The following is a 23,951-nucleotide window of genomic DNA, read 5'->3' on the forward strand; positions in this document are numbered from 1 at the left end:
TTAGTCCATTTCAATGGACTAAAATCCTTGAGCAGTCTTCTTGAGAGGACTTTAGCTATTAGCCAGCGATTTAAATCGCTGGCTGACACCCTAGGAGCAAGATATCAGGTACGTTAAAGGAGCCAAGCTCTGTAGCCCAAATCATATACCAATTGGATTACAAAATACCGATTGTTAGGGAATTACTAGCGAATCGCTGCTAATTTCCCTTTTTCGGATTAACGGCGGAAAAGCAGGATACTACATAGCTAATCTTTAAGATAAAAAATACTACTACTGTGGCTTAAGTATTGAGGATGTTCAAACAACTTTCTTAAGTCTTGGGGTAGGGAGAGTAGAACAGTAGCCTGTCTTTCGTGCGGGCGATCGAGTCTACCGAATTGCCATATTGTACCTGTAGAAACAACGCCAATTAAAATAGGCTGTTGGTCAACTGTGGTGGCATTCTCCCACTGATCGAGCGCCACCATTTCGGCAACTAACTGTGTAAAACCTCGCGTCAAATCCTCGTATTTTGCTTCTATTACTAAATGTCCGGTTGTGTCTAGGTTCATCCGAACCTCTAGAATTACCAATGCCCTCGTTTTTATTCTGAACGCCAGGTGCTTTATGCCGGGAAACCCTTCCACCGCACTGGCTCCTCCTGAATTCTGATTCCTTTTCATTTGTACACATTCTGCAGTAAAATGACACATTTAGATAGAGGAGGGCAAAAAGTGACTCGCGTCATCATTGTGCGGCACGGTGAAAGCACCTATAACACCGAAAAACGCATTCAAGGACGTACCGATGCGTCCAAATTAACTGAAAAAGGTCGTAATGATGCTATTAAAGTAGGCAAAGCCCTCAGCAATATATCATTTGATGCAATTTACACCAGTCCTTTACAACGAGCGAAAGAGACGGCAGATATTATCCGTCGCGAACTAGCGATTAATGCTGGAAATTCTGCTAGCATCCAGACTTCTGATAAGCTGATGGAAATTGACCTCCCTTTATGGGTAGGAATGCTTTCTGCTGAAGTTAAGGAAAAGTTCCCTGAAGACTACCAAATTTGGTTGGAACAACCCGATAAACTCAAGATGCTTCTTAAAAGAGCAGAAGGAACACAAGAGTATTTTCCTGTTTTAGCTTTATACGAACAAGCACGGCAGTTTTGGCAAGAGATTTTGCCTTACCATCAAGGGGAAACTATACTTATAGTAGCTCATAATGGAATTAATCGGGCAATGCTGGCAACAGCGCTCTCAATTTCTCCATCTCGCTATCATTCCCTTCAACAGTCTAACTGTGGTATTAGCGTACTAAATTTTTCTGGAGGATTGGGAGAACCAGTTCAACTAGAGTCAATGAATCAGACGCAGCATTTGGGAGGAGTTTTTCCGCCCTTGCGAGCAAATCATCAAGGAGTAAGATTGTTGCTAGTGCGTCACGGGGAAACAGAATGGAATCGTCAGACTAAGTTTCAAGGACAAATTGACGTTCCTCTCAACGAGAACGGTAAGCAGCAGTCCCATTCATGCGCTGAATTTCTTAAGAACGTGGATATTGATTTTGCAGTCAGTAGCCCAATGTTACGCCCAAAAGAAACAGCACAGATTATATTGCAGCATCATCAAAATGTTGTGTTGGAATTCGACGACGGTTTAAAAGAGATCAGTCACGGGCTTTGGGAAGGAAAATTAGAAAAAGAAATAGAGCAAGAGTTTCCAGGAGAGTTACAGCGTTGGCGACAGACTCCAACAGAAGTCCAAATGCCTGAAGGAGAAAATTTGCAACAGGTGTGGGATCGTAGTCAGGTTGCTTGGAACTCAATTGTTGAAGCTTCATTAGCAAAGCAAGTTAAAACTGGCTTAGTAGTTGCTCACGACGCTACTAATAAGACTTTGCTTTGTCAAATTCTCGGCTTGTCATCACAACATTTTTGGAATTTTCGCCAAGGTAATGGCGCAGTTACCGTCATTGACTACCCCTCTGGATTGAGTGGTTTACCAGTGCTGCAAGCAATGAATATTACCTCTCACTTAGGAGGAGGTGTATTGGATAAAACTGCAGCAGGTGCCTTGTAAAGGTTTTGACGGTTTTTGAGCTTTGAGTTTTATGTAAAGACGATAACACCAAGTTTATGGAATCTGTGATTGCAAGTCCTAGCAAGCAATTTTCTGGTATTTTCAACAGTTTGGCTGTAATCTTTCTGAAAACTCAAAAATCGAAATTATGACAAGTGAACTACTACAACAAGTAAGAGTTATTGATCCTGTTTCGGGAACAGATCAAATCGCTGATGTGCTTATCAGTGATGGCAAGATCCAGTCTGTTACTGGTGGTACTTCTGATATGCTGCCAAAAGATACTCGGATTCGAGATTGTCGCGGGCTAGTTCTAGGAACAGGATTAATTGATTTGTATAGCCACTCCGGTGAGCCAGGTTTTGAAGAACGGGAAACCCTGTTATCTCTACTGCAAGCGGCGGCGGCTGGGGGTTTTACGCGAGTTAGTCTCTTACCTGATACTTCACCATCAATCGATAATCCGGCTGTGGTAGCAAAGTTATTAGCGACTAAACGAGGATATGAGGAAAATACCCTTCTTTCCTCGTCTTTGCCTGTTGTTAATATCTGGGGAGCGCTGACTTTAGGTGTTGCTGGTAAGCAAATGACGGAATTGGCAGATCTAGCTGCGGCGGGAGTGGTTGGGTTTGCTGATAGTCAGCCTTGGGAGAATTCAGTGCTGGTGCGGCGAGTCTTAGAATATGTCCAACCTTTAGGAAAACCAGTAGCATTTTGGTGTTGCGATCGCCAATTAGCAGCAAATGGTGTTATGCGTGAAGGTACAGACTCCATCCGCTTTGGTTTACCTGGTAATCCCTCTTTTTCTGAAACCTCCGCCATTGCTGCTTTATTAGAATTAGTTGCTGATATAGGCACACCAGTACATATTATGTATGTATCTACTGCTCGGGGTGTGGAACTTATAGCATCAGCAAAAGCTTCTGGTTTACCCATCACCGCCAGTACAACCTGGATGCATTTGTTACTTGACACGAAAGCAATTAGCGATTACAATCCGTCTCTACGTTTAGATCCACCGTTAGGCAATCCAGATGATTTGCTCGCATTGAGACAGGCAGTGAAAACAGGTGTTGTAGATGCGATCGCCATTAACCACTCGCCTTACACTTACGAAGAAAAAACAGTTGCCTTTGCTGAAGCTCCCCCAGGAGCAATTGGTTTAGAATTAGCATTACCCCTACTGTGGCAAAATCTGGTAGAAACCGGGGAATTTACAGCTTTAGAGTTATGGAAAGCTCTTAGTAGCAACCCAGCAGAGTGTTTAAAACAGAAGATGAGTGCGATCTGCCCTTGGCAGCAAGCTTCTCTTATCGCACCTGGTGAAAAAGCCGAACTGACTTTATTTGACCCCCAGCAAACCTGGAAAGTCGAGAAACAAAACCTTTATACACTCTCGAGTAACACACCTTGGTTAGGAAAACAAATTCAAGGGCGCGTTCTACAAATTTGGTGTTAGACATTGCGTTGTCAATACTTCGATATCATATATTTAACTCCTGGTTCTACGACTTCTAACCAAGCATTTTTTACGAGTTCTTGATAATCTGGGTTTCCCTGACAAGAAGGATCAAAATCAATTACCGTCTGAATCAGAGAATCGACGAAGGGTTTATAAAAGTCCTGCGTAATATTTCTACGCTTATGACTATGGGTTTTGGCAATCCAACTTAAAATAGTAGGTTCGTCTTGCTCATCCTGTCTCAAAAAGAGATCATCCTGTTCTTGCCCCTTCAATTCAAAGTAAGCAAATAACAAAAGAATAGCTTCTTTAAGAGATTGATGTTGACGTTTCCAGTCGTCTTCTGTCTCAAGTGAAGAAAATTTCTTAGCTGCGTGAGGACACAACTCTACCGTGAATTTATAGTAGAAAGATTTGAAGAATTGCCTATTAAAATTCGGCTGAATTGTACATCTTGCATAACTTTCTTTCGCTAGGTTCAGATTAATATTGACATTATGGGGAATTGCATCAACTGCTTCTTGAAGTGTTTCATAGCGTTCTTCTGGACGAAGTGATACCATTCTTAAAATGACTTTTTCAAATTTTTTAGGACACTCTGGTCGTTTCTCGGTGATTGGTGTCAGTTTTTTGAATGCTTTATCTTTTTTTTGCTGCAAGTCTTCAAGACTCTCAAGAGTATGTGGAATTTCGCCTGTTAGAAGTTCATATGCTAATAAACCGAGCATATATTGATCAGATTTATCCAATGAAAAATCATGACGATATGTCGCAAATTTCTCTGGAAGTAGATAAGCTAACTCCTCTAGATATTCTTCCTCATCTGACTCTTTAGACATCCGCTCAAGTTCTTGCAATATTTTTCCTGTGGGAAAGCTTTCACACAAGTTAAAGGCTGAGATAAAAGGCTCATTATACTTATGTAGCAGAATGTTCGACGGTCTAATACTGCCGCCAGAGGTAAAACCTAATTTCCGTGCTCTAACAATTGCATTTCCAACTTTCAAAAGAATTTTGTGTACTAACTCGACTGGGAAGCCTTGAGGATAATCATTAATCATCCGTTTGCGGAGATTTTCTCCTTCGATAAACCGCATGATGTAGTAATGAACATCATTGTTAACATCAAAATTATAAATAGTTATAAATTGAGGCTCATCACAAATTTGAGCAGCCTCTTTAACACTTTTATCAAAATATTGTTCTAATCCCTTGCGTTCTAAAACTTTAATAGCAACATCACGCTCTAAAACTGTGTCATAAGCTTTATAAACTGTTGCCATGCCACCTTGAGCAAGTACTTCTAAGTTTAAATATCTTCCTTCGGGACGGATACAAGTTTGTAAATTTTTAATATTTAGCTGTTCAGAACTATTATTTCCTAGATCATTATCTAGGACTGGAGTAATGATTTGATTTGTAATAACAGAATTTATCTCAAGAATATTCTTGTTACTTAGTTTTTTCAAAACGGGTACTGAAGCTTGTAAAAGGTCTTCCATTTGAAGTGCGACCATACCCTCGTCAAAAGCTCGTTCAAATGCATTTTGATTATTTGGATTTGCAAAACCTAGCCCATCGTAAAAACCTTGAGTAAATGCGATGGCAGCTTGATCTTCGATTGGCTGATTCATTCCAATTACATAATCAATGTATTGGCTAATTGACTCAGCAAGTTGAACTGAATAACAAGCATTAAGCACCACGCATTTTACACAATCTGCATGTAATTTAAACAGCGATGCTAACCCTTGTGGTGATACAAGTTTATTCTCTCCCGCATCATCTTCCAATAACAAGCTGCCATCCTCCATACCATGCCCACAAAAATGAACAATAAACGGACGTTCTTCGGCAATAGATCTACGAATATCTTGAGAACGTACAGCCGTTCTGATACAAATCTCAAACAGCTCGCGTTTTGTTGATCGTTCTATAGCTTCCTCAATATTGCGAATTTCTTGATCTAAACGTAGTCCACCAGGAATCGCTGATAAAACTAAGATTTTTTGCGGCTCAGCAACTGGTGTAGGAAAAAAGTCACTAGATTCCAATGGAGTATACATTTGATGGGACTTTGATTGATTGTACTCAAATAACACTACAAAAGGCTGAAAGACTATTCCAGATGGTAGAAGCTACTCAACTAACTAAGTTAGTTACGCAAAGGAAAAATCTAATAATTCTTCTATCTGCTGTGGTTTAACTAAAGTATTTGCGCACAAAATACCAGAAGCTGCTACTGCGGGCACACCAATTCCTGGCATAGTACTATCACCAACTCGATATAAGCCCTGTATAGGAGTGTGTGTTCCGGGAAACATCCCCTGATTAGCAGCTATCCCGGGACCATAAGTTCCCTGATACCTTCTTAAATAATGAGCATGGGTGAGGGGTGTACCGATAAGTTCTAGTACCACACGTTCCCTAATATCTGGGATAATCCGTTGTAGCGCACGATATAAAGTTTGTGCTTTTTCCTGCTTTTTTTGTTCATATTGCTCATTCCGTTCCCATCCAGCGTATGGTTCTAAGGTGTAAGCATGAACCACATGATGGAATGGTGGTGCAAGTGTTGTATCCCATACACTGGGAATTGATACCATACAAGTATTGCCTGGTACTGTAATATCTTTACTAGCATCATGAACAACCACATGATGTCCCGTTAAATTCTCTAAACCAGAAGCTTTGATGCCCAAATGAAGATGCATGAAACTATTAATTGCAGGTGTATTTAAAGCTGCTTGACGATAAGATGAGGGTAAGTCTTCTGGATGTAGTAGTTGAGTGTAAGTATCCCAGACACTCGCATTAGAAATGACTACCGACGCTTTGAGGATTTCGCCGCTTTTCAAACGCACACCAACAACTTTGTTTCGAGAATTTGCAAACGATTTCTCTACGAGAATTTGCTCAACATGGCAATTCAATAACAATTTGCCACCCCACCTTTCCAAACCCCGTACTAAGGCATTGACAATCGCGCCACTTCCCCCTACCGGATACTCAACCCCGGAACGAGATCGTTCACCTAACATAAAAGCTATCTCTGGGGCAATAGTGCCATGAGCCTTTAAACCTGATAGTAGAAAGCATTCTAAGTCAATGAGCCGCCGCACCCAAGGATCTTGGACGGTTGCATCCATTATTTTGCCTACAGATTGCTGGATAATGGGAAAATTAGGAACCATTTTCCACAAAGATGGCAAGTAACGTTTAAGTACTATGGGAACCAGCTGCCAATCTGCCCTTAAAGCCAAGGTAGGAATACCTTTCATCGCCTCATATAGAGGTAACAAGCGTTGTTCAAATAGCTTGAGTTCTTCAGCACCTTGGGGGGTAATTTTACTTATTTGGTTATGGTAAGCAAAAGTATCGCAATAAACAGCAACAGTGCCTTCAGGAAAGTGGTAATGTCCTAATGGGTCATAGGATACACTTTCTAGGGATTCTCCTAAAACGTCAAGAACTTGTTTGATAGGGTTTAAACTTCTAGCACTTGTCAGACCACAATAGAATGAAGGACCAGAATCAAATTCAAATCCTCGTCGTCTAAAGTTATGAGCAGCACCTCCAGCAATTGTATGGCTTTCACAGACAATCACCTGCTTACCGTAACGAGCGAGTAATCCAGCAGCGGTTAAGCCGCCGATACCGCTACCAATGACAATCACATTGCTATTGTCCATTTTTCCCATTTTTTTGTTGTCAAATAAATACCGACAACTGACTACCAACAATTACCACCAATGATAGATGACTGAAGCATTGATTGAACTGAAAGGCGTTTCTAAGTCCTTTGATAGCAATAAGGTTTTAGACAATGTAGATTTAACGATTAATCGAGGAGAGGCATTGGGAATTATTGGTCCTAGCGGGACTGGTAAATCAACAATTTTACGTATTATAGCTGGGTTAGATGCTCCCGATGCTGGGGAAATTTATTTACAAGGGCGACGGAGAGAGGGTTTGATTGAAGATTACGGTAATTCTATTGGCATTGGGATGGTTTTTCAACAGGCGGCGCTATTTGATTCTTTAACGGTGGAGGAGAATGTGGGGTTTTCACTTTTTCAAGATACGAAATTATCGCGATCGCGAATTAGAGAACTAGTGCATGAAAAGTTGGAAATGGTAGGTTTGAGGGGAACAGGCGATCGCTACCCTGCTGAACTATCTGGAGGTATGCGCAAACGAGTCAGTTTTGCTCGCGCCATTATGTCCAACCCCGATAATCCTGAGAAAGCACCAGAGATTTTACTATACGATGAACCTACAGCAGGACTTGATCCTATTGCTTCGACGGTGATCGAAAATTTAATTCAGCAGTTGCATTGTACAACAGGAATTTGTAATACATATGCCATTGTTACCCATCAACATAGTACAATTCATCGGACAGCCCGGAGGATTGTTTTTCTATATAAAGGTAAAGTGCAATGGCAGGGTTCTGTCAGCGAAATTGACACTACCGACAACCCTCTGATTCAACAGTTTATTAGTGGAAGTGTACAAGGACCAATTCATGTGGTGGGTTAGGACAATTTTGGATTTTGGATTAAAGACAAAATCTAAAATCTGAAATCTAAAATTCTTAGGGGAGTAAAAAAAATGCGATCGCGAACATTTCGAGAAGGCTCTGTAGGATTATTACTCCTATTAGGACTGGGAGTTTTTGGATCTATCATCCTGTGGATCAATAGATTCTCCGTCACTCGGAACTCATACAAAGCCATTATTGAATTTGGCAACGTTAACGGAATGCAAAAAGGGGCAGTTGTTCAGTATCGTGGTGTTAAGGTAGGCAATATTGCTGCTATTCGACCACAACCAAATCATGTTGAAGTAGAAATTGACATTAACAAACCAAACTTGATCATACCTAAAGATGTGATTGTTGAAGCTAATCAAACCGGATTTATCAGTGGAGAAACAATAATCGATATTACACCAAAAACCTCGTTATTTGATGGAAAACTTGCTGGTAAACCATTAGACGAAAATTGTAATCCCCAAATTATTGTCTGTAATGGATCTCACTTAAAAGGTCGAATTGGGATCAGTACTGATGAACTTATTCGCTCCGCAACTGAACTATCAAGTAGATACAGCACCCCAGAATTTTATAGGAATGTCAATAAAGCTGTAGAAAACACTGCGTTGGCAGCTGGTAATGTTGCGGAATTAACTCGCAACGTCAATCTTTTAACGAAAAACCTTCAACAACAAATCAACGGCTTTTCAGCTACTAACAATTCAATTCAACGAGCGACAAATGAACTGAGTGCATCCAGCACTCGAGCCTTAAATCAAATCACTACTACGACCAATGAATTCGGTACCACTGCAAAGGATGTTCGTTTAACAGTTAATCAAGCCAACAAGCTAATTAGCAACTTGGATAATTTATTGGTAAATAATCGTTCTTCTCTAGTTACAACTTTGAACAATGTTAAGCAAACTAGTGAGGAATTGCGCTCAACTGTTAGTAGCTTATCACCTGCAGTCAATCGTGTCACAAAAGGAGAATTACTAAAAAATCTAGAAGCTCTTTCTGCAAATGCTGCACAGGCATCTAGTAATTTGCGTAATGTCACAAATACTCTCAACGAACCAAAAAATTTGATGGTAGTACAGCAAACCTTAGATTCAGCAAGAGTAACGTTTCAAAACACTCAAAAAATTACCTCCGATTTAGACGAATTGACTGGCGACCCCACCTTTCGAGAAAATTTGCGACAACTTGTGAATGGTCTTAAATCTTTGGTCTCTTCTACGCAGCAGATGCAGCAACAATCACAAGTAGCTGCTGATTTAGATGCTTTAAAAGCTGCAATAATTTCTAACCAAAATTCCACAGTTCCAGCCTCAAAGGAAACGCCAACAAAGATGACATTTGACTTGTCTTCTACAGCATCAAAAAATCTTGACAAAGAGTCTCAACCAAGCACAATTATTTTTACTTCTTCTCCATCTCAAGAAAAGCTGTTAAAGCAATTGCGGGAGTATGAAGCTTCAAAAAAGCAGCAAAAGTAGCTTAATACAGTGAACAGTAACCAGTGAACAGTTCTCAGTTACCAGGAAATAACTGATAACGGTAGGAGGTTTTAAACCAATAATTATACTCATAACTTCTGATAAAGACTTATTCTTGACTGATAACTGATAACTGATAACTGATAACTGAACTAATTCCAATCTTCTTCTTCTTTTTTGCCACGGCTTGTGTAAATTCTCCCAGAGTTATGAATCTGGCGAGTTTTTTCGTAAAGTTGTTCTTCTGTAAGACCCCACTGCTGCAAGATTTTATCTAAGGTTTGTTGAATATCTCTTGCACCAGGAAAACCTTTATAGCGAATTTTTAGTCTAGCAAGCTCTGCTAAGTTATAGTCGGTGGGCTGTTGACTTAATAAATTGTTAACTAACGGGTAATCACGATTGTAAAGGGGATGTTGTTGGTCTTTACTTCCTGATGCTTCAGCCATAGGTTCTGAGTTTTAGTTAATTCCGGTAAAATTGGGGATCATCCCAAATGTGTGAATTTATTTTATTTTGTAGTGCGCGCAGGATGCTCGCTTCGGTCATAAAGTAGGGAGCTTTGCGGCTCGCACTACCATTTTTTTGCAAAATGGGGATGCTCCTGTAAAGTTTAGGGGATGCTATGAACATTCTCTAAACTCTGTTAAACTCGGTCTATAAGGGAGATATATCATTCTAAGTCACTTAATCAAAAAAGACGGCAACCACACCTTCAATCTTACGGCTCTCCCTACTGCCACAAGGTTTTGATGAAAGATACATTGTTCTTAAGAAAAGTTAAAAATAAATTTCAGGTGAGGGTGAACGTTATATCACCCAAAGCCCAAGCTGTAAGGGAGCAATAACCCGGTATGTTTGAACATTTCACTTCCGAAGCAATTAAAGTAGTTATGCTAGCCCAGGAGGAAGCACGTCGCCTGGGACACAACTTTGTTGGAACTGAGCAAATTCTCCTAGGTTTAATTGGAGAAGGAACAGGGGTTGCTGCCAAAGTGTTGACAGACTTGGGCGTTACCCTCAAAGAAGCTCGTCGCGAAGTTGAAAAAATTATTGGTCGGGGTTCTGGCTTTGTACCATCAGAAATCCCGTTTACCCCTAAGGTTAAAGGTTTATTCGAGCAATCTTTCAAAGAAGCTCGGACTATGGGACACACTTATATTGGTACTGAACACTTACTCTTAGGATTAACAGAGGCTGGCGAAGGCGTCGCCGCTAAAGTACTGCAAAATCTAGGACTGGAATTATCACAAGTCCGAACTTTAGTAATTCGTCAGTTAGGAGAACTATCATCTGTTGGCGTTGGTAACCGTGGTGGTCAACAAAGACGTAATCAAACGCTAACCATAGAGGAATTTGGTAGAAATCTTACCAAGCTAGCAGCAGAAGGTAAGCTTGATCCTGTAGTCGGTCGTGAGAAAGAAATAGAACGCGCTGTTCAGATTCTTGGACGCCGTACAAAAAACAACCCTGTATTGATTGGAGAACCAGGTGTTGGTAAAACAGCGATCGCGGAAGGTCTAGCACAACGTATTATTAACCAAGATATTCCCGACATTTTACAAAACAAGCAAGTTATCAGCCTCGATATGGGGGCTGTAGTGTCAGGAACTCGCTTTCGCGGCGATTTTGAAGAACGCCTCAAGAAAATTATGGAGGAGATCCGCACTGAGGGAAATATCATCCTAGTGATAGATGAACTCCACACCTTAGTTGGTGCTGGTGGCACAGAAGGTGGTATGGATGCAGCCAACATCCTTAAACCAGCATTAGCACGGGGTGAACTTCAGTGCATAGGAGCTACAACTCTTGACGAGTATCGTCAACACATTGAGCGAGATGCAGCCCTGGAGCGTCGTTTCCAACCGATTATGGTAGGCGAACCATCGGTAGAAGAAACAATCCAGATTTTACATGGCTTGCGCTCAGCTTATGAGCAACACCACAAAGTACAAATCTCTGATGCCGCACTTGTTGCAGCAGCTAATTTATCAGATCGCTACATTAGCGATCGCTTCTTGCCCGATAAAGCAATTGACTTGATCGATGAAGCAGGCTCTCGCGTTCGTTTGCGTAGTTCTATGAATTCTACTAACAAAGAACTGAAGCGAGAACTAGCACAAGTCGGCAAAACTAAAAACCTAGCAGTTCAAGTCCAAGATTTCGACAAAGCTGGACAATTGCGCGATCGCGAGTTGGAGCTTGAAAAACAATTACAAGCTCCATCACAAAACGAGCAATCTGTCAATGCTCCCATCGTAGATGAAGAAGACATTGCTCAGATCGTCGCCTCTTGGACAGGTGTACCAGTTAACAAGCTGACTGAATCTGAGTCAGAACTGCTCTTACACCTAGAAGACACTCTTCACCAGCGCCTTATTGGTCAGGAGCAAGCGGTCACTGCTGTTTCCAGAGCAATCCGTCGCGCTCGTGTTGGGTTAAAACATCCCAACCGTCCTATTGCTAGCTTTATCTTTTCTGGTCCCACTGGAGTAGGTAAAACAGAATTAGCAAAAGCATTGGCTTCCTACTTCTTCGGCGCAGAAGACGCGATGATTCGCCTGGATATGTCCGAATTCATGGAACGCCACACCGTCTCCAAACTCATTGGTTCACCTCCTGGTTACGTAGGCTACGACGAAGGTGGGCAACTTACCGAGGCTGTGCGACGCAGACCATACACAGTGGTGCTATTCGATGAAATCGAAAAAGCCCACCCTGATGTATTCAACATGCTCCTGCAAATGTTGGACGATGGTCGCCTAACTGATGCGAAAGGTCGAACAGTGGACTTTAAAAACACACTGTTAATTATGACTTCTAACATCGGTTCTAAGGTAATAGAAAAAGGTGGTGGTGGTCTAGGCTTCCAATTCTCAGCCGATGAAGCTGAAGCTAGTTACAACCGAATTCGTACACTTGTAAATGAGGAACTAAAGGCTTATTTCCGTCCAGAGTTCCTGAACCGTATCGATGACATGATCGTCTTCACTCAACTGAAGAAAGATGAAATCAAGCAAATTGCTGAGATCATGCTTCGTGAAGTGAAGAGCCGCTTAACAGAAAAAGGAATCACTTTAGAAGTAACCGAAAGCTTCAAAGACCGTGTGGTACAAGAAGGTTATAACCCCAGCTATGGTGCTAGACCATTACGTCGGGCGATTATGAACCTCTTGGAAGATTCTTTGGCTGAAGCAATGCTATCTGGTCAAATCACAGAAGGCAGTACTGCTATTGTTGATCTTGACGATGATGGTCAGGTGGTAGTACGTAAGCCAGAGCAACGGGAGTTATTACTGGCGAATGCAGGGTCAGTTTTATAACACACGATCCTGTTAACTGTTGATGAGTAATCAAGAAGGTGTTCTGGATGCAGAACACCTTCTTTTATAAGCTTTTTACCTTAAGTTTTGTATTCAGTCTAAGTAGATCGGCACAAACAATATCCTTGGTTTGTAGTTGCGCTTTAGCGCACTAACGTCCAACTACAAACCTTCCAAGCTGTTTTACAAAACTTCACACAGTTCGTAACTGTACGTTCGCTCATTTTTAACCGCAAGATTTAATTAAGCCTTACAGGGGTTGTAATTCAGGCTGTGGAATGGATTCAGGCATTTTTAGTCCCATAGGAGCTTTTGGTCATTTTATGATTTATCCTATGCCTACGGCTTAAATAAGCGCCTCTGAAAGCCTTTTGGAGCGGTAATAAATTTTACATAAAAATACTGATTTACGTAAAAACTCCCTTTTTCCTTTTACATTAAGGCTTTAATTCCCGTTTGGATCTCAAAATAAGCGAACGTACAGTCGTAAGCTGTTACGCATTTAATTTCTAATATAAAAGCGCGGGCAGGATGCCCGCACTACAATGATTTTATCTTTTCATGTTGTACAGTTTAGCTACACATCAGCTTATAATTCTCGCCCACTGACTTACTTTGTTAGCAATCAAACCCCTTTATTTTAAAATAAGAATTGTAGTATATTTATATCCGTCTGGATTTTAACAGAAGGAATTTCCGATTCAGTTAAAGAAAATCGTAGCGACTGTTGGGTAGAGCGCATGAGCGTTACCCAAAACATAGTGATGGATGTTCGGTTTTGTTATTGAAGCCAGAACACCATGATTTTTGTGGGCTTTTTGCTTTAAGTTTTGTATTCAGTATATTTAATGGAATTTAATAATACTTTGGTAGAAATCGTTAAAAACCAACGACGTTTCTTCTTCTACAGAATCGCACTTCTTTCTCTAGCTTAGCCAGAAGTTATTACAGGAACACATCCCATGACTTACTGTCTCAATCCCAATTGCACTTCCCCAATCATAAACCGTCGTGACACAAAATTTTGTACAACTTGTGGCTCTAAACTATTATTGGCAGACCGATATCGGGCTATCAAGCAGATCGGACAAGGTGGATTTGGGAGAACTTTCTTAGCTATTGATGAACATAAACCTTCTCAACCTAACTGCGTCATCAAGCAATTGTTCCCTCAAGCACAAGGTACCAACAATATTGCTGAAGCAGAGAAGTTATTTAAAGTAGAAGCAGCACACTTGGATGAATTAGGTCGCAATCATCGTCAAATTCCGGAACTACTGGCATATTTCTCTCAGCAGAGCCAACAATATTTGGTACAAGAGTTTATTGAGGGACAGAATTTAGCGAATGAAATAAAGCAAAACGGGACTTTCACTGAAGACAAGATCATCAGTTTACTAAATAGCTTGCTGCCAGTGTTGGAATTCATCCATTCCAAAAAAGTCATTCACCGAGACATTAAACCAGAAAATATCATCCAGCGTAGTAATGGTGAGCTAGTTTTAGTTGATTTTGGCGCAGCTAAAACTATCACCAGAACAGCTTTAGCAGTCACAGGGACTGCTATTGGAACACAAGGTTATGCATCACCAGAGCAAGCATTGGGGAAAGCATCTTTTGCCAGTGATATCTATAGTCTTGGTGTCACTTGTTTACATCTTCTAACGATAAAATCGCCATTTGACTTATTTGATATCATGGAAGGTGAGTGGGTCTGGAGAAATTACTTGCGCACTCCTGTAAGCAATAATTTGGCACAAGTTTTAGACAAGATGGTTTCAGGGGCTGTGAAACGTCGCTATCAAACAGCAAAAGAAGTGATACAAGCGTTGAAGATAGCTCCCACAATTATTATTCGTCACCGATCTATTTCTGTACCCACTACTCCTATTTCTGTACCCACTACTCCTATTTCTGTACCCACTACTCCTATTTCTGTAACTTCTGTCAATCCCCCTCCACGCAGTTACGGAACTTACAGAGTGACACTCATCAACGAAGCTGAAGGTCTAAACCAAACTATTGACGTACCAGGTGATGAATATATTCTAGACGTAGCTGAAGAAGCTGGTCTTGATTTACCCTTCTCTTGCCGCGCTGGTGCTTGTTCTACCTGTACTGGTAAAGTTATATCGGGTGTTGTGGATCAGTCTGATCAGTCATTCCTATGTGATGACCAATTAGAAGCTGGGTATGTATTGACCTGTGTCGCCTATCCAATTTCTGATGTCACTATCGAAACCCACAAAGAAGAAGAATTATACTAGAACGCCAATCAAGTAATAAAAGTTACGGAGTTAGAACGATGAACGCACTAACTTTACAGTGGCACGATGCAGGCGAAGACAAAACTCAGCAAATTTACGAACAACAACCAAGCAAAAATCAAGGAACGATTCGTATCGGTCGTGATCCATACCAATGCGACATTGTTCTAAATGAACCTACTGTATCACGTCTGCATGTTGAAATCTATTTTCATTCATCTGAGCAGAAATTTTTTATCAGGAATCTGCGAGATTACAATATCCCCCTGGTAGATGGAAGAGAACTGATTCAAGGTGAATTCGCTTTAACAGAAGGTAGCGTTTTTTATTTGGGACAACAAGAACTCAAAGTTGTAGCTATTTCTATTCCATCTGCCAGGAGCCTACAACAGCAAGGTGTTTCTGGTTTAGAATGTCCAAAATGTCATGAAGTTTCCCCTATTGAATATCTGAGAGCTAGCTGTCCTTGGTGCGGAACCTTTTTATCAGGAGCATTCACTGTTTTAGTACAACCTAGTCAAATCAGAAAAAAGTAAGAACTTTTATACTGCAAGCTTTTTACCTATTTGCAAAATACTAGCTTTATTTCCACCGTGTTGTACCAGTAATTTTGTTAGTTGTTAGTAGAACCATCCAACCCTCCATCCCTTAACAATGATTCAATTAACTTGGGAAGATCCAGCAACGGGAGAACGAAGAGAACCACGGTTGAATGTACCAATTGCCTTTGGGAGAGAATGTGACCAAATGCCATCAGAGATTGGGGGAGAGCGTGTTTCTCGCATAATACTTAGCAGTGACAAAGTCTCTCGTTACCATGCTCTCATTAAGCGGGAACATAACCAATTGGTAGTTATTGACCAAAATAGTACTAACTGTACCCTCGTTAACAGTGATAGGTGTGAACCTCAAAAACCTTTTCCTCTATCTGACGGTGATACTTTACAAATTGGCTCCTATAGAATCACTCTCACAATACGTGCAACACCGCTCAGTAGTAATTTTCCACCACCAGTGTTTCAGGAGATCAAAGTTCGGGTACAAGCGCTATATGCTACAGGTTACAGCGTGGACGAGTGTGATTATGCCACTATTGGGGCGGGACTTGGTAGCTTTATTTGGGTAGATTTTCTGAGAATTTGTGGTGTGCAGAAAACCAAAATTGTAGCACTGGGAATACAAGAAAAGCCTTATGGACATTACAAGGATCTGTGCTTGAATTCGCAAATTCGCTTATTCGAAAGACTCCGCTCTAATTGTGACTCTTGTCCTGATAACATTTGGGGCTTCCCTAGTTATGCTTGGCGAGAAGCTTGGCAGTATTTTACTAAAGGTGAGCTTCACAAATCCTTGAGATATTTGTGGCAAGTCTTTGCTGAACCTACATTTGCCGAAACTTATACTCCTTGCGCAGGAAATATTTTTGACTCTATAGATCGGGAGGCAAAGCGGATTGGATGGGAGCAAATTTATCGATTTGGGGGAGTGCGGGCAATACGCAAAACTGATGATAACAGATATTGCCTAGCATATTCTCGTGGAAAAGGAAATTATGCTTTTTTAGTTGCTTGTTATTTACATTTGGCAACAGGTTATCCAGGAATTGAGTTGCTATTAGATCTACAAGCTTATCGAAAAAAATATCTAGATTTTAAATCTGTGGTAAATGCTTATGAACCTCACAATCATGTCTATGAGCAGTTAGAGCGACAGGGTGGTAAAGTATTAATTCGAGGAAGGGGGATTGTCTCTTCCCGCATTATACAACGGCTTTATGAGGCACGACAGCGAAATCAAAATATCACCGTTTTGCATTTGATGCAATCGCCTAAACCTCAAGGTAATAAATTCGATAAAACGCAACGCTTAGTTAAAAATCATTGCGAACTTCAACCATTTAACTGGCCTAAAGCCTGTTGGGGTGGAGAATTGAAGGAAATGCTAGAAAAAGCCATTCCTAAAAGACGTGAGAACTTATTATAAAAGTCACAGTGGGGAGGTACAACCACTGCTCATCGTCGTTACTGGCAGCGCATTATTGACCAAGGTTTAAGAGAAGGCTGGTATAAAATTGAATTTGGTAAAGTACGAGAAGTAGAACGCGATTCCCAAAATCGCACCATTACTTATATTCAAGAAAAAGACTTTGGACAGTTAATATTACAAGCTGACTTTATTATCGATGCAACTGGACTTGATGCCGAAGTAGAAACAAGTCCTTTGTTAAAGGATTTAGTAAAACGTTATAACCTCCCGTTGAATCAGTCTGGTCGATTAGACGTAGACAATCATTTTGAGTTGGAACAGATGCTTAATGGTCAAGGTCGAATGTATGCAGCAGGAACTATTACTTTTGGTGGTTCCTATGCACCAGTTGACAGTTTCCTCGGTTTACAGTACGCTGCTCTACAATCAGTGGATAATCTAGCTTCTGTTGGTGCGCCTGGAGTAAAGTCCTTAAACGTACTCTCATCTTTTATACAATGGTTGAAGTGGGTGTTTAATGAGTCACCGTAAACCCAAAAACTTGATAGGTAAAGGATTTACGATTAACTGGAACACTATGTCTATAGCTGAATTTAATTGCTTCTGACAGATCCTTGTTACGAGAGAAGTTCAGTTTAAGATGAAATGAGTATTACTGTAACAGTATAGGATATTCAATAATTTGTTGAATTTTGAATCATCCACACCAAAAAACCAAGAACTTGATCTGGAGGTGGAACTGAATAATCCATAAAGTCAATTTCTACAGTCAGATCTACCAAGCGCATAAATCGCCACGAAGTTCCATTTGTTACCGAACCGTAGATTACTTTAATCAACCCTCCTTTGTCCTTGTTGAATCTTTGTGCAGCAATCATCTCAGCAACACACTGACCAATACCAACTTTCAGATCTCCCTTCTTTGCTTCGACAAGTATCAAAACTGGGGCTTCTATTTCCATTTGTTCTGATGAACCACTAAATAGGAAATCGCACACCCCATTTAGTCCGACACTCTCATCTACGTTGAACTCTTCACCAGAAAAGAGGCTGACCCGTTTATTGAGAATACTACGGACTTCCACCAAGATAGGGGCAATGATTCCTTCTGATCTAGCTTTTTCTGTACTTACGGCGATCGCCAAAGGCAATGTTTGCTCCAAGTAGTTCAGTAAAGTATCAGATGGTGTGATTGGTTCTACTTCAGGTAAAAAGCGTTTCCCTTCAACTACCTCGATCCCAAAAGCCTGTTTAACTTTTCCAATAGTCGTGAATTGACTATAAGGCATATCTTGATTCTCAATTCCTGGTTCTAGAATAACTGAGTACAGCGTTTCATAAATTTCTAGTTTTTTGGTTTGTAGTTGCACCGCCAGTTGCTTTAAGCCGGGAAACCCGTCCAACGCACTGGCTCGCTTTAGCGAAGACAGCGCAACTACGAACGATATTTTAATATTACTGCTCAATCGGTACATCAGGTAGACGGCTCCATTCATTCCACGAGCCATCGTAATTTCGTACCTTGGGGTACCCCAGTAAATATCTCAAAACAAACCAGGTATATCCAGAGCGTCCACCAATTGCACAGTAAGGGAATATTTCTTTATCAGGAGTGATACCCTGACTACTGTAGAGAGAATGCAACTGAGAGGCTGACTTAAAAGTTCCATCTTCATTTAGGGTGAGGGAGTGATCAACATGGACAGCACCCGGAATATGTCCTGCTCGTTCCCTCCCTTCTGGTGGCTTAATCATGAATACTTCACCACGATATTCTTCAGGGGTACGTGCATCCAGTAACACACAGTCTGGTCGATCAAGAGATGCTTGAACTTCTACCTGTGGAACTCGTAAATTAGGATCAGGTGATTTCGCTCGGTACAGACTGGGTGGGAAGCTTGACAACTCTGCTGCTAGTGGACGACCCTCAGCCGCCCATTTCGAATACCCACCATTAAGAACATACACCTTTTCATGTCCAATCATTTTCAAAATCCAGAAGATCCAAGCTCCTATACCTGGATAACTACCATAAGCAATCACAGTCGTTTCATTGGAAATCCCCGATCTCGAAAGTAGTTTTTCGATAGCAGTCGCTTCTAAATTTAGCCTGAGGTCTGGTAATAGCAGATCTGTAAGAATATTCCAGAAAACAGCACCAGGAATGTGAGAATTTTTGTAGGGTTCCGGACTCATATCAACTTCAATCACACGCACAGTGGGATTGTTAAGATGATTCATTAGCCATTCGGTATCGACTAAAACCTCGGGATGAGTATATTCGAGCATAGGTTGTGTTACGCGATTTGGACTAAAGCTAAGATTAGAAGAGGCGCATTGCTTTCGCCCAGTCCTCGAACGAGTACACTTTTGCCCAGTATGACTATGGCAATTTCCTTGCAGTTTTTATTTGGAGCAATCAACCAAGCGCAGGATGAACAAGAGCTGCGATCGCAAGTCTTGCCAAAAATCAACGAGTATTTTGTTGTTAAACGCTACGGAATTTTTTTCTTCGATCAATTGCCTTTCAAAGACAGCAAGCTTCAAAAAACATTGCAAATTGGACTATCAATAGAACATAATCCAGTTGTACGTTACTTAGTGGAACGCCATGCGCCAGTTCACGAAGGGTTGGTAGTATCACCCAAGATTTGGACTATGATTTGTCCCCGCCCCGATCATTGGCATGTAATGGCAGGACCAATCGTCAGTCGTGGTAAATTAGTTGGTGTTGTGGGCTGTACTCGTGAACAGTCAATGCCAGCGTTTGACTCACAAAATCTAGCCGATTTGAGTGCTATCTGTTTACATTTATCTACTTGGGCTGCAACAGTGCGTTCACAAAATGTTTGTGAAGGAAAGTTACAAAAAGGGATCGAAAAGAGCGATCGCTTAACGCCTCGTGAATTACAAATTGCTGAATTAGTCGCCCTAGGAAGAACCAACGCACAAATTGGCAAGGAACTTTGGATTACAGAGAATTCTGTCAAGCAAGCTTTAAAGCGAATTTTTCGTAAACTTGAAGTTTCATCTCGTGCCGAAATGGTTGCCCAGCTTTATACAACAAAATATTAAATAGAGGTTATTCATCAATGGCTATTTTGACACCTCTAAACTTAAGGACTACAGCTAATGGATTGAATACCGTTATTTGAAACTGAAACATATACTTTATATTGTGCCGGACAAGTTTCAATCAAGTTACCTTTTCTAAGTTTAATTTCCTGTGCAAGCTGGCAACTTTTAAAGTTTGCCTTATCATCAAAAGATATAGATTTTTCAGCTTGGCACTCAAAATTAGATGATCCGGCAGTGGGGCTATAAACCTGCACGGTTGTATCTCTTGCAAGAATACAAGTTGCCAAGGAACCATTTTGATAGTTATTAATTGTACCAGGTTCACAGACGACTGACGCTTGTGCAGGTAGAGAAAAAGCAAAATTAATTGAAAATAAACCCAAAGAAGAAGTTAAAACTATCGAAACTTTAGATAAAAATTTCATAAAACAATACTGATTAGCAAAATAAAATTTGTTAATTCTTTTCTACTTTCTTGCTCCTAAAGATTGGTACAGTAAAAGCACTGATATTCGCAGCTTCTCAACTTTGCAAAAAAGATGGTAGTGGGAGCATCTTGCTCCCTACTTTATTACCGAAGTGGGGATGAACCCACACTGCAAGATTAGGACTTACGCATTGACAATCTAAAAAAACAGATTTTTATCTGGTTTTTTGCCTTTTATATTTATTAATTTTTCTGTAATACAGAATTCCTCTATTTTTGGCTTTTTCCAAAGCTCTATCTCAAGATAGTTCAACTTTTATGTCATTAAGATAAACTCTTAACTTATTGCAAGACAGGAGGATTAGGAATGAGCCCTAAAGATGAGAGCCATTATACAAAGATGGAGATCCGGTCTAAACAATTTGAAGCTATTGCAAGAACTTTAGCAGCCGTTGTCACCCTCATCTCAGCTGCTCTGGGGTTCTTTGCATTCAAAAAACCTTTGGAAGATCATTCATCAAAACTCCAAACATCAACACCGCCTGCTGTCTCTGGTGTAACTACGTCTGGGAGATCAACAAATTCTCAAGTGTTGCGATCGCGATCGCCTGCTGCTACAGATAAAGCTAAACATGATGACCACGATAACGATGACGACGATGACGACGATCACGATTAAATCTCTTTTGCTCGTTCTACCAGTAATATGGTGAGCTTTATTAGGCTTGAAATAGTTATTTTTTTATAAAATGTAGGACTTACGCATTGACAGAAATCATCAGATATGGGGTAGGAATTAATAACGCCTCCACCGACGATTTTTTCACAAATGAGGGTATTACCGTCCATTGTAGGGGCGCAAGGCCTTGCGCCCCTACACGTACGTTTGAAACAGCCATTATCTGTTAATACACATGATGTCGGATTTGTATAGTGCGTAAGTCCTAAAATGTTATAATTTATCGTAAAAAACATTTTTGTAAGCACCCAGATCTAAAGAGACGGTAGCTCATTGCCTGATACTGAGATAGGTGAAAGATTTTGATTTCTGCTAAAATTACTGGAGATATCTGGTAACAATGTACCAGACAGCACCAATGCAGGGTGATTGTAGATTTCCAACGGTTACACTTCGGTAAATTTCTTTACATATAAATATATTGGAGAGTAAAACATGCCTTATCAAGCAGAAATTAGCCGTAGAAACCCTACTTGTTTTTTATGTTTACTCGATCAGTCAGGTTCTATGCAGTCGGTATTAGATCCAACTAACATGACTGCATTAGACCTACCAAAAGTCATAGATGGAATACTTTACACTCACGAGGCTGAAGGAAAAACTGCATCTCAGGAGCTTTCAGAAAAAATAAATGATTTTTTATACAGTTTAGCAAATAATTGTGCACAAGAAGAAGGGATTCGAGATTATTTTTACGTTGGTGTCATTGGTTACAATCACTCTGTTGCTCCTGCATTTATAGGTGATTTAGCAGGTAAAAAACTCGTTCCAATTAGTGAACTTGCAGAGAAAACATATCATATTGAGGAGCGCACAACTGATGAAGGAGAAATATACAAATACCCAATTTGGTTTTTGCCAGTTGCAGAAGGTGACCAAACTCGAATGTGTGAAGCATTGCAGTTGGCTCACTCAATTATAGAAAACTGGTTGCAAGAACACCCCAACTGCTATCCACCTATAGTTATCAACATTACTGATGGTAGAGCAACTGATGGTGATCCTACTATTCCTGCGCAATCATTAAAAGATCTTTCTAGTAGTGATGGTAACGTTTTGCTATTTAACTGTCACCTTGCGAAAAAAAAAGGTAATGAGATCTTGTTTCCAGATACTAAGCGAAATTTACCTGATGACTTAGCTCGTACTCTTTTTGAGATGTCTAGTCAGTTTCCAGCGGAAATGAGAAATTATGCAGAAATTCTGAAATACAACTTATCTGAAAATTCACGGGGTTTTGTTTATAATGCCAAGGTAGATACTGTGATCGACTTGTTAGATATTGGGACTCAAACAGAAAATAGTTGTCTTCCACGCTAAGATTCGAGGAAAAAATGAGGATTTATTATGCAACTTTTCATCTTCCAAAAGCAGGAAATAAAGATGAAGAGTATGAAGATGCTTTCTTTCCTCAAGAAACCATTGATCAGCAAGAGAAGCACTTGTGTTTTGGAATTGCAGATGGTGCCAGTAAGAGTTTACTAAGTAAACATTGGGCTCGTATTCTTTTGGACTGCTTGCAGCAGTATGAAGTTAACGACAATCAATCAAAATATTTATCAGAAACTTTTCTTGAGGAATCTCTTAACATAGCCTATAAAAAATGGAAAGAGTGGACAGAGAAATATTTTCAAGAAAGAAAAGAAAGAAAAAAACCAATTAAGTGGTATGAAGAGCCAGGTTTGAAAAAGGGGGCATTTTCAACTTTCTTGTTTCTAAAATTCATAGAGCCTGAACCAACTTTAGAAAAAGTTGTAGATCAGTTCGTTAATTCAGAAGAAATACCAAAGACAGAATCAGGAAATTGTACATCACAAGAAAATAGCACAAACGAGTCTGTGAATTCACCAGAAATACCCAAATCTGATGAAATGACTAAAGCAATTAATCCTGTTTCAGAGCCAAACACAGAATCAGGAAATTTATCAGAAAAAAATAGCACAAACGAGTCTGTGAATTCACCAGAAATACCCAAATCTGATGAAATGACTGAAGCAATTAGTCCTGTTTCAGAATCGAACATACAACCAAGCGATCTCACATCAGAACAACCCTCAATTTCTGTTGCAGAGAGACAAAAGAAAGTCTTTGAACAAGCATCACTAAATCGGGAAGAATTCGAAGATACTGATAACATGTCAGGAAAATGGATAGCAGTTGCATTAGGTGATAGTTGCTTATTCCAAGTACGAGATAACAAATTAATATATCCTTTCCCCGTGTCTTCTTCTGCTAAATTTAATAATACTCCTTTACTTATATCTAGTAATCCTTCTCGGAATCATGAGATTCTTCATGCAGTAAAAGTAAAAGCGGTAGAAGTAAAGAAAGAAGACTACTGGCAAAAAGGAGACAGATTTTATTTAATGACTGATGCTCTAGCTTGTTGGTTTTTGAATCAGTGCGAGAAACATAACACAACAGCTTTAGAATTTCTCAGTGAACTTAACTCTCAAAAACAAGAACAGTTTAAGGAGTGGATTTCTACGTTGAGAGACAACAAGGAAATACGCAATGACGATGTGACTCTCATTAGTATTGATATTCACTAAAAAATGCAA

At 40.3% G+C, this 23,951-nt stretch carries 18 protein-coding genes and 1 pseudogene; 12 read left to right on the forward strand and 7 right to left on the reverse strand.

All coding sequences use genetic code 11. From position 1 onward, the window contains the following. Nucleotides 1-248: 248 nt before the first annotated feature. Nucleotides 249-665 (reverse strand): hypothetical protein, encoded by a 417-nt coding sequence (locus tag G4P69_RS24660; RefSeq protein ID WP_208342494.1) that lies wholly within the window; start codon nucleotides 663-665, stop codon nucleotides 249-251. Nucleotides 666-716: 51 nt separating this feature from the next. Here G4P69_RS24660 and G4P69_RS24665 point away from each other — a divergent pair, with 51 nt between their 5' ends. Beyond that, nucleotides 717-2,069, forward strand: a complete 1,353-nt coding sequence (locus G4P69_RS24665) for a histidine phosphatase family protein (RefSeq protein ID WP_208342492.1) — start codon at nucleotides 717-719, stop codon at nucleotides 2,067-2,069. A gap of 148 nt (nucleotides 2,070-2,217) precedes the next feature. After that, nucleotides 2,218-3,528, forward strand: a complete 1,311-nt coding sequence (locus G4P69_RS24670; protein WP_208351914.1) for a dihydroorotase — start codon at nucleotides 2,218-2,220, stop codon at nucleotides 3,526-3,528. Between the two features lie 11 nt (nucleotides 3,529-3,539). On the opposite strand, the gene G4P69_RS24675 is transcribed toward G4P69_RS24670, so the two are convergent. Further along, a complete protein-coding gene (locus tag G4P69_RS24675) occupies nucleotides 3,540-5,597 on the reverse strand; it encodes a protein kinase domain-containing protein (RefSeq protein WP_208342474.1) in 2,058 nt (685 codons plus the stop codon). 93 nt (nucleotides 5,598-5,690) lie between these two features. Beyond that, nucleotides 5,691-7,223: a phytoene desaturase family protein gene (locus G4P69_RS24680; RefSeq protein ID WP_208342466.1), complete on the reverse strand. Its 1,533-nt coding sequence runs from the start codon at nucleotides 7,221-7,223 to the stop codon at nucleotides 5,691-5,693. Between the two features lie 67 nt (nucleotides 7,224-7,290). Here G4P69_RS24680 and G4P69_RS24685 point away from each other — a divergent pair, with 67 nt between their 5' ends. Together G4P69_RS24685 and G4P69_RS24690 are read left to right on the forward strand one after the other, a co-directional pair. Further along, on the forward strand, nucleotides 7,291-8,073 hold the full coding sequence (locus G4P69_RS24685) for an ABC transporter ATP-binding protein (protein ID WP_208342457.1): 783 nt from the start codon (nucleotides 7,291-7,293) through the stop codon (nucleotides 8,071-8,073). A 72-nt stretch (nucleotides 8,074-8,145) separates the two neighbouring features. Continuing rightward, on the forward strand, nucleotides 8,146-9,570 hold the full coding sequence (locus tag G4P69_RS24690; RefSeq protein ID WP_208342455.1) for an MlaD family protein: 1,425 nt from the start codon (nucleotides 8,146-8,148) through the stop codon (nucleotides 9,568-9,570). A 152-nt stretch (nucleotides 9,571-9,722) separates the two neighbouring features. On the opposite strand, the gene G4P69_RS24695 is transcribed toward G4P69_RS24690, so the two are convergent. Then, complete coding sequence (locus G4P69_RS24695; protein ID WP_208342450.1) at nucleotides 9,723-10,019, reverse strand: DUF3288 family protein; 297 nt, start codon at nucleotides 10,017-10,019, stop codon at nucleotides 9,723-9,725. Nucleotides 10,020-10,424: 405 nt separating this feature from the next. On the opposite strand from G4P69_RS24695, the gene G4P69_RS24700 reads away from it, so the two are divergent. The 4 genes and pseudogenes from G4P69_RS24700 (at nucleotide 10,425) to G4P69_RS24720 (ending at nucleotide 17,677) form a co-directional block, all read left to right on the forward strand. Then, complete coding sequence (locus G4P69_RS24700; RefSeq protein WP_208342449.1) at nucleotides 10,425-12,893, forward strand: ATP-dependent Clp protease ATP-binding subunit; 2,469 nt, start codon at nucleotides 10,425-10,427, stop codon at nucleotides 12,891-12,893. A gap of 962 nt (nucleotides 12,894-13,855) precedes the next feature. Further along, nucleotides 13,856-15,160 carry a protein kinase domain-containing protein gene (locus G4P69_RS40040; RefSeq protein ID WP_279605191.1) on the forward strand — a complete coding sequence of 435 codons (1,305 nt, stop codon included), beginning with the start codon at nucleotides 13,856-13,858 and terminating at the stop codon, nucleotides 15,158-15,160. Between the two features lie 38 nt (nucleotides 15,161-15,198). Then, nucleotides 15,199-15,696 (forward strand): FHA domain-containing protein, encoded by a 498-nt coding sequence (locus G4P69_RS24715; RefSeq protein ID WP_208342448.1) that lies wholly within the window; start codon nucleotides 15,199-15,201, stop codon nucleotides 15,694-15,696. Between the two features lie 118 nt (nucleotides 15,697-15,814). Beyond that, nucleotides 15,815-17,677 (forward strand): annotated as a pseudogene (locus G4P69_RS24720) (FHA domain-containing protein). 143 nt (nucleotides 17,678-17,820) lie between these two features. Here the strand turns inward: G4P69_RS24720 and G4P69_RS24725 are convergent. Continuing rightward, on the reverse strand, nucleotides 17,821-18,654 hold the full coding sequence (locus G4P69_RS24725) for a hypothetical protein (protein ID WP_310834520.1): 834 nt from the start codon (nucleotides 18,652-18,654) through the stop codon (nucleotides 17,821-17,823). Continuing rightward, complete coding sequence (locus G4P69_RS24730; protein WP_208342446.1) at nucleotides 18,602-19,435, reverse strand: sulfurtransferase; 834 nt, start codon at nucleotides 19,433-19,435, stop codon at nucleotides 18,602-18,604. The genes G4P69_RS24725 and G4P69_RS24730 overlap by 53 nt, the downstream gene beginning before the upstream one ends. Before the next feature lie 96 nt (nucleotides 19,436-19,531). On the opposite strand from G4P69_RS24730, the gene G4P69_RS24735 reads away from it, so the two are divergent. Then, entirely contained in the window at nucleotides 19,532-20,221 is a 690-nt protein-coding gene (locus G4P69_RS24735) for a LuxR C-terminal-related transcriptional regulator (RefSeq protein WP_208342444.1), read from the forward strand. Between the two features lie 41 nt (nucleotides 20,222-20,262). Here the strand turns inward: G4P69_RS24735 and G4P69_RS24740 are convergent, their stop codons facing one another. Next, nucleotides 20,263-20,649, reverse strand: a complete 387-nt coding sequence (locus tag G4P69_RS24740) for a hypothetical protein (RefSeq protein ID WP_208342442.1) — start codon at nucleotides 20,647-20,649, stop codon at nucleotides 20,263-20,265. Nucleotides 20,650-21,018: 369 nt separating this feature from the next. Here G4P69_RS24740 and G4P69_RS24745 point away from each other — a divergent pair, with 369 nt between their 5' ends. The 3 genes from G4P69_RS24745 to G4P69_RS24755 all read left to right on the forward strand — a co-directional run bounded on the left by G4P69_RS24745 (nucleotide 21,019) and on the right by G4P69_RS24755 (nucleotide 23,942). Continuing rightward, complete coding sequence (locus G4P69_RS24745) at nucleotides 21,019-21,330, forward strand: hypothetical protein (RefSeq protein WP_208342440.1); 312 nt, start codon at nucleotides 21,019-21,021, stop codon at nucleotides 21,328-21,330. Between the two features lie 495 nt (nucleotides 21,331-21,825). Then, on the forward strand, nucleotides 21,826-22,710 hold the full coding sequence (locus G4P69_RS24750; RefSeq protein ID WP_208351917.1) for a vWA domain-containing protein: 885 nt from the start codon (nucleotides 21,826-21,828) through the stop codon (nucleotides 22,708-22,710). A gap of 14 nt (nucleotides 22,711-22,724) precedes the next feature. Next, on the forward strand, nucleotides 22,725-23,942 hold the full coding sequence (locus G4P69_RS24755) for a hypothetical protein (protein ID WP_208351918.1): 1,218 nt from the start codon (nucleotides 22,725-22,727) through the stop codon (nucleotides 23,940-23,942). Nucleotides 23,943-23,951: the final 9 nt, after the last annotated feature.

Source organism: Aetokthonos hydrillicola CCALA 1050 (genome assembly GCF_017591665.1).
Taxonomy (GTDB): Bacteria; Cyanobacteriota; Cyanobacteriia; order Cyanobacteriales; family Nostocaceae; genus Aetokthonos; species Aetokthonos hydrillicola.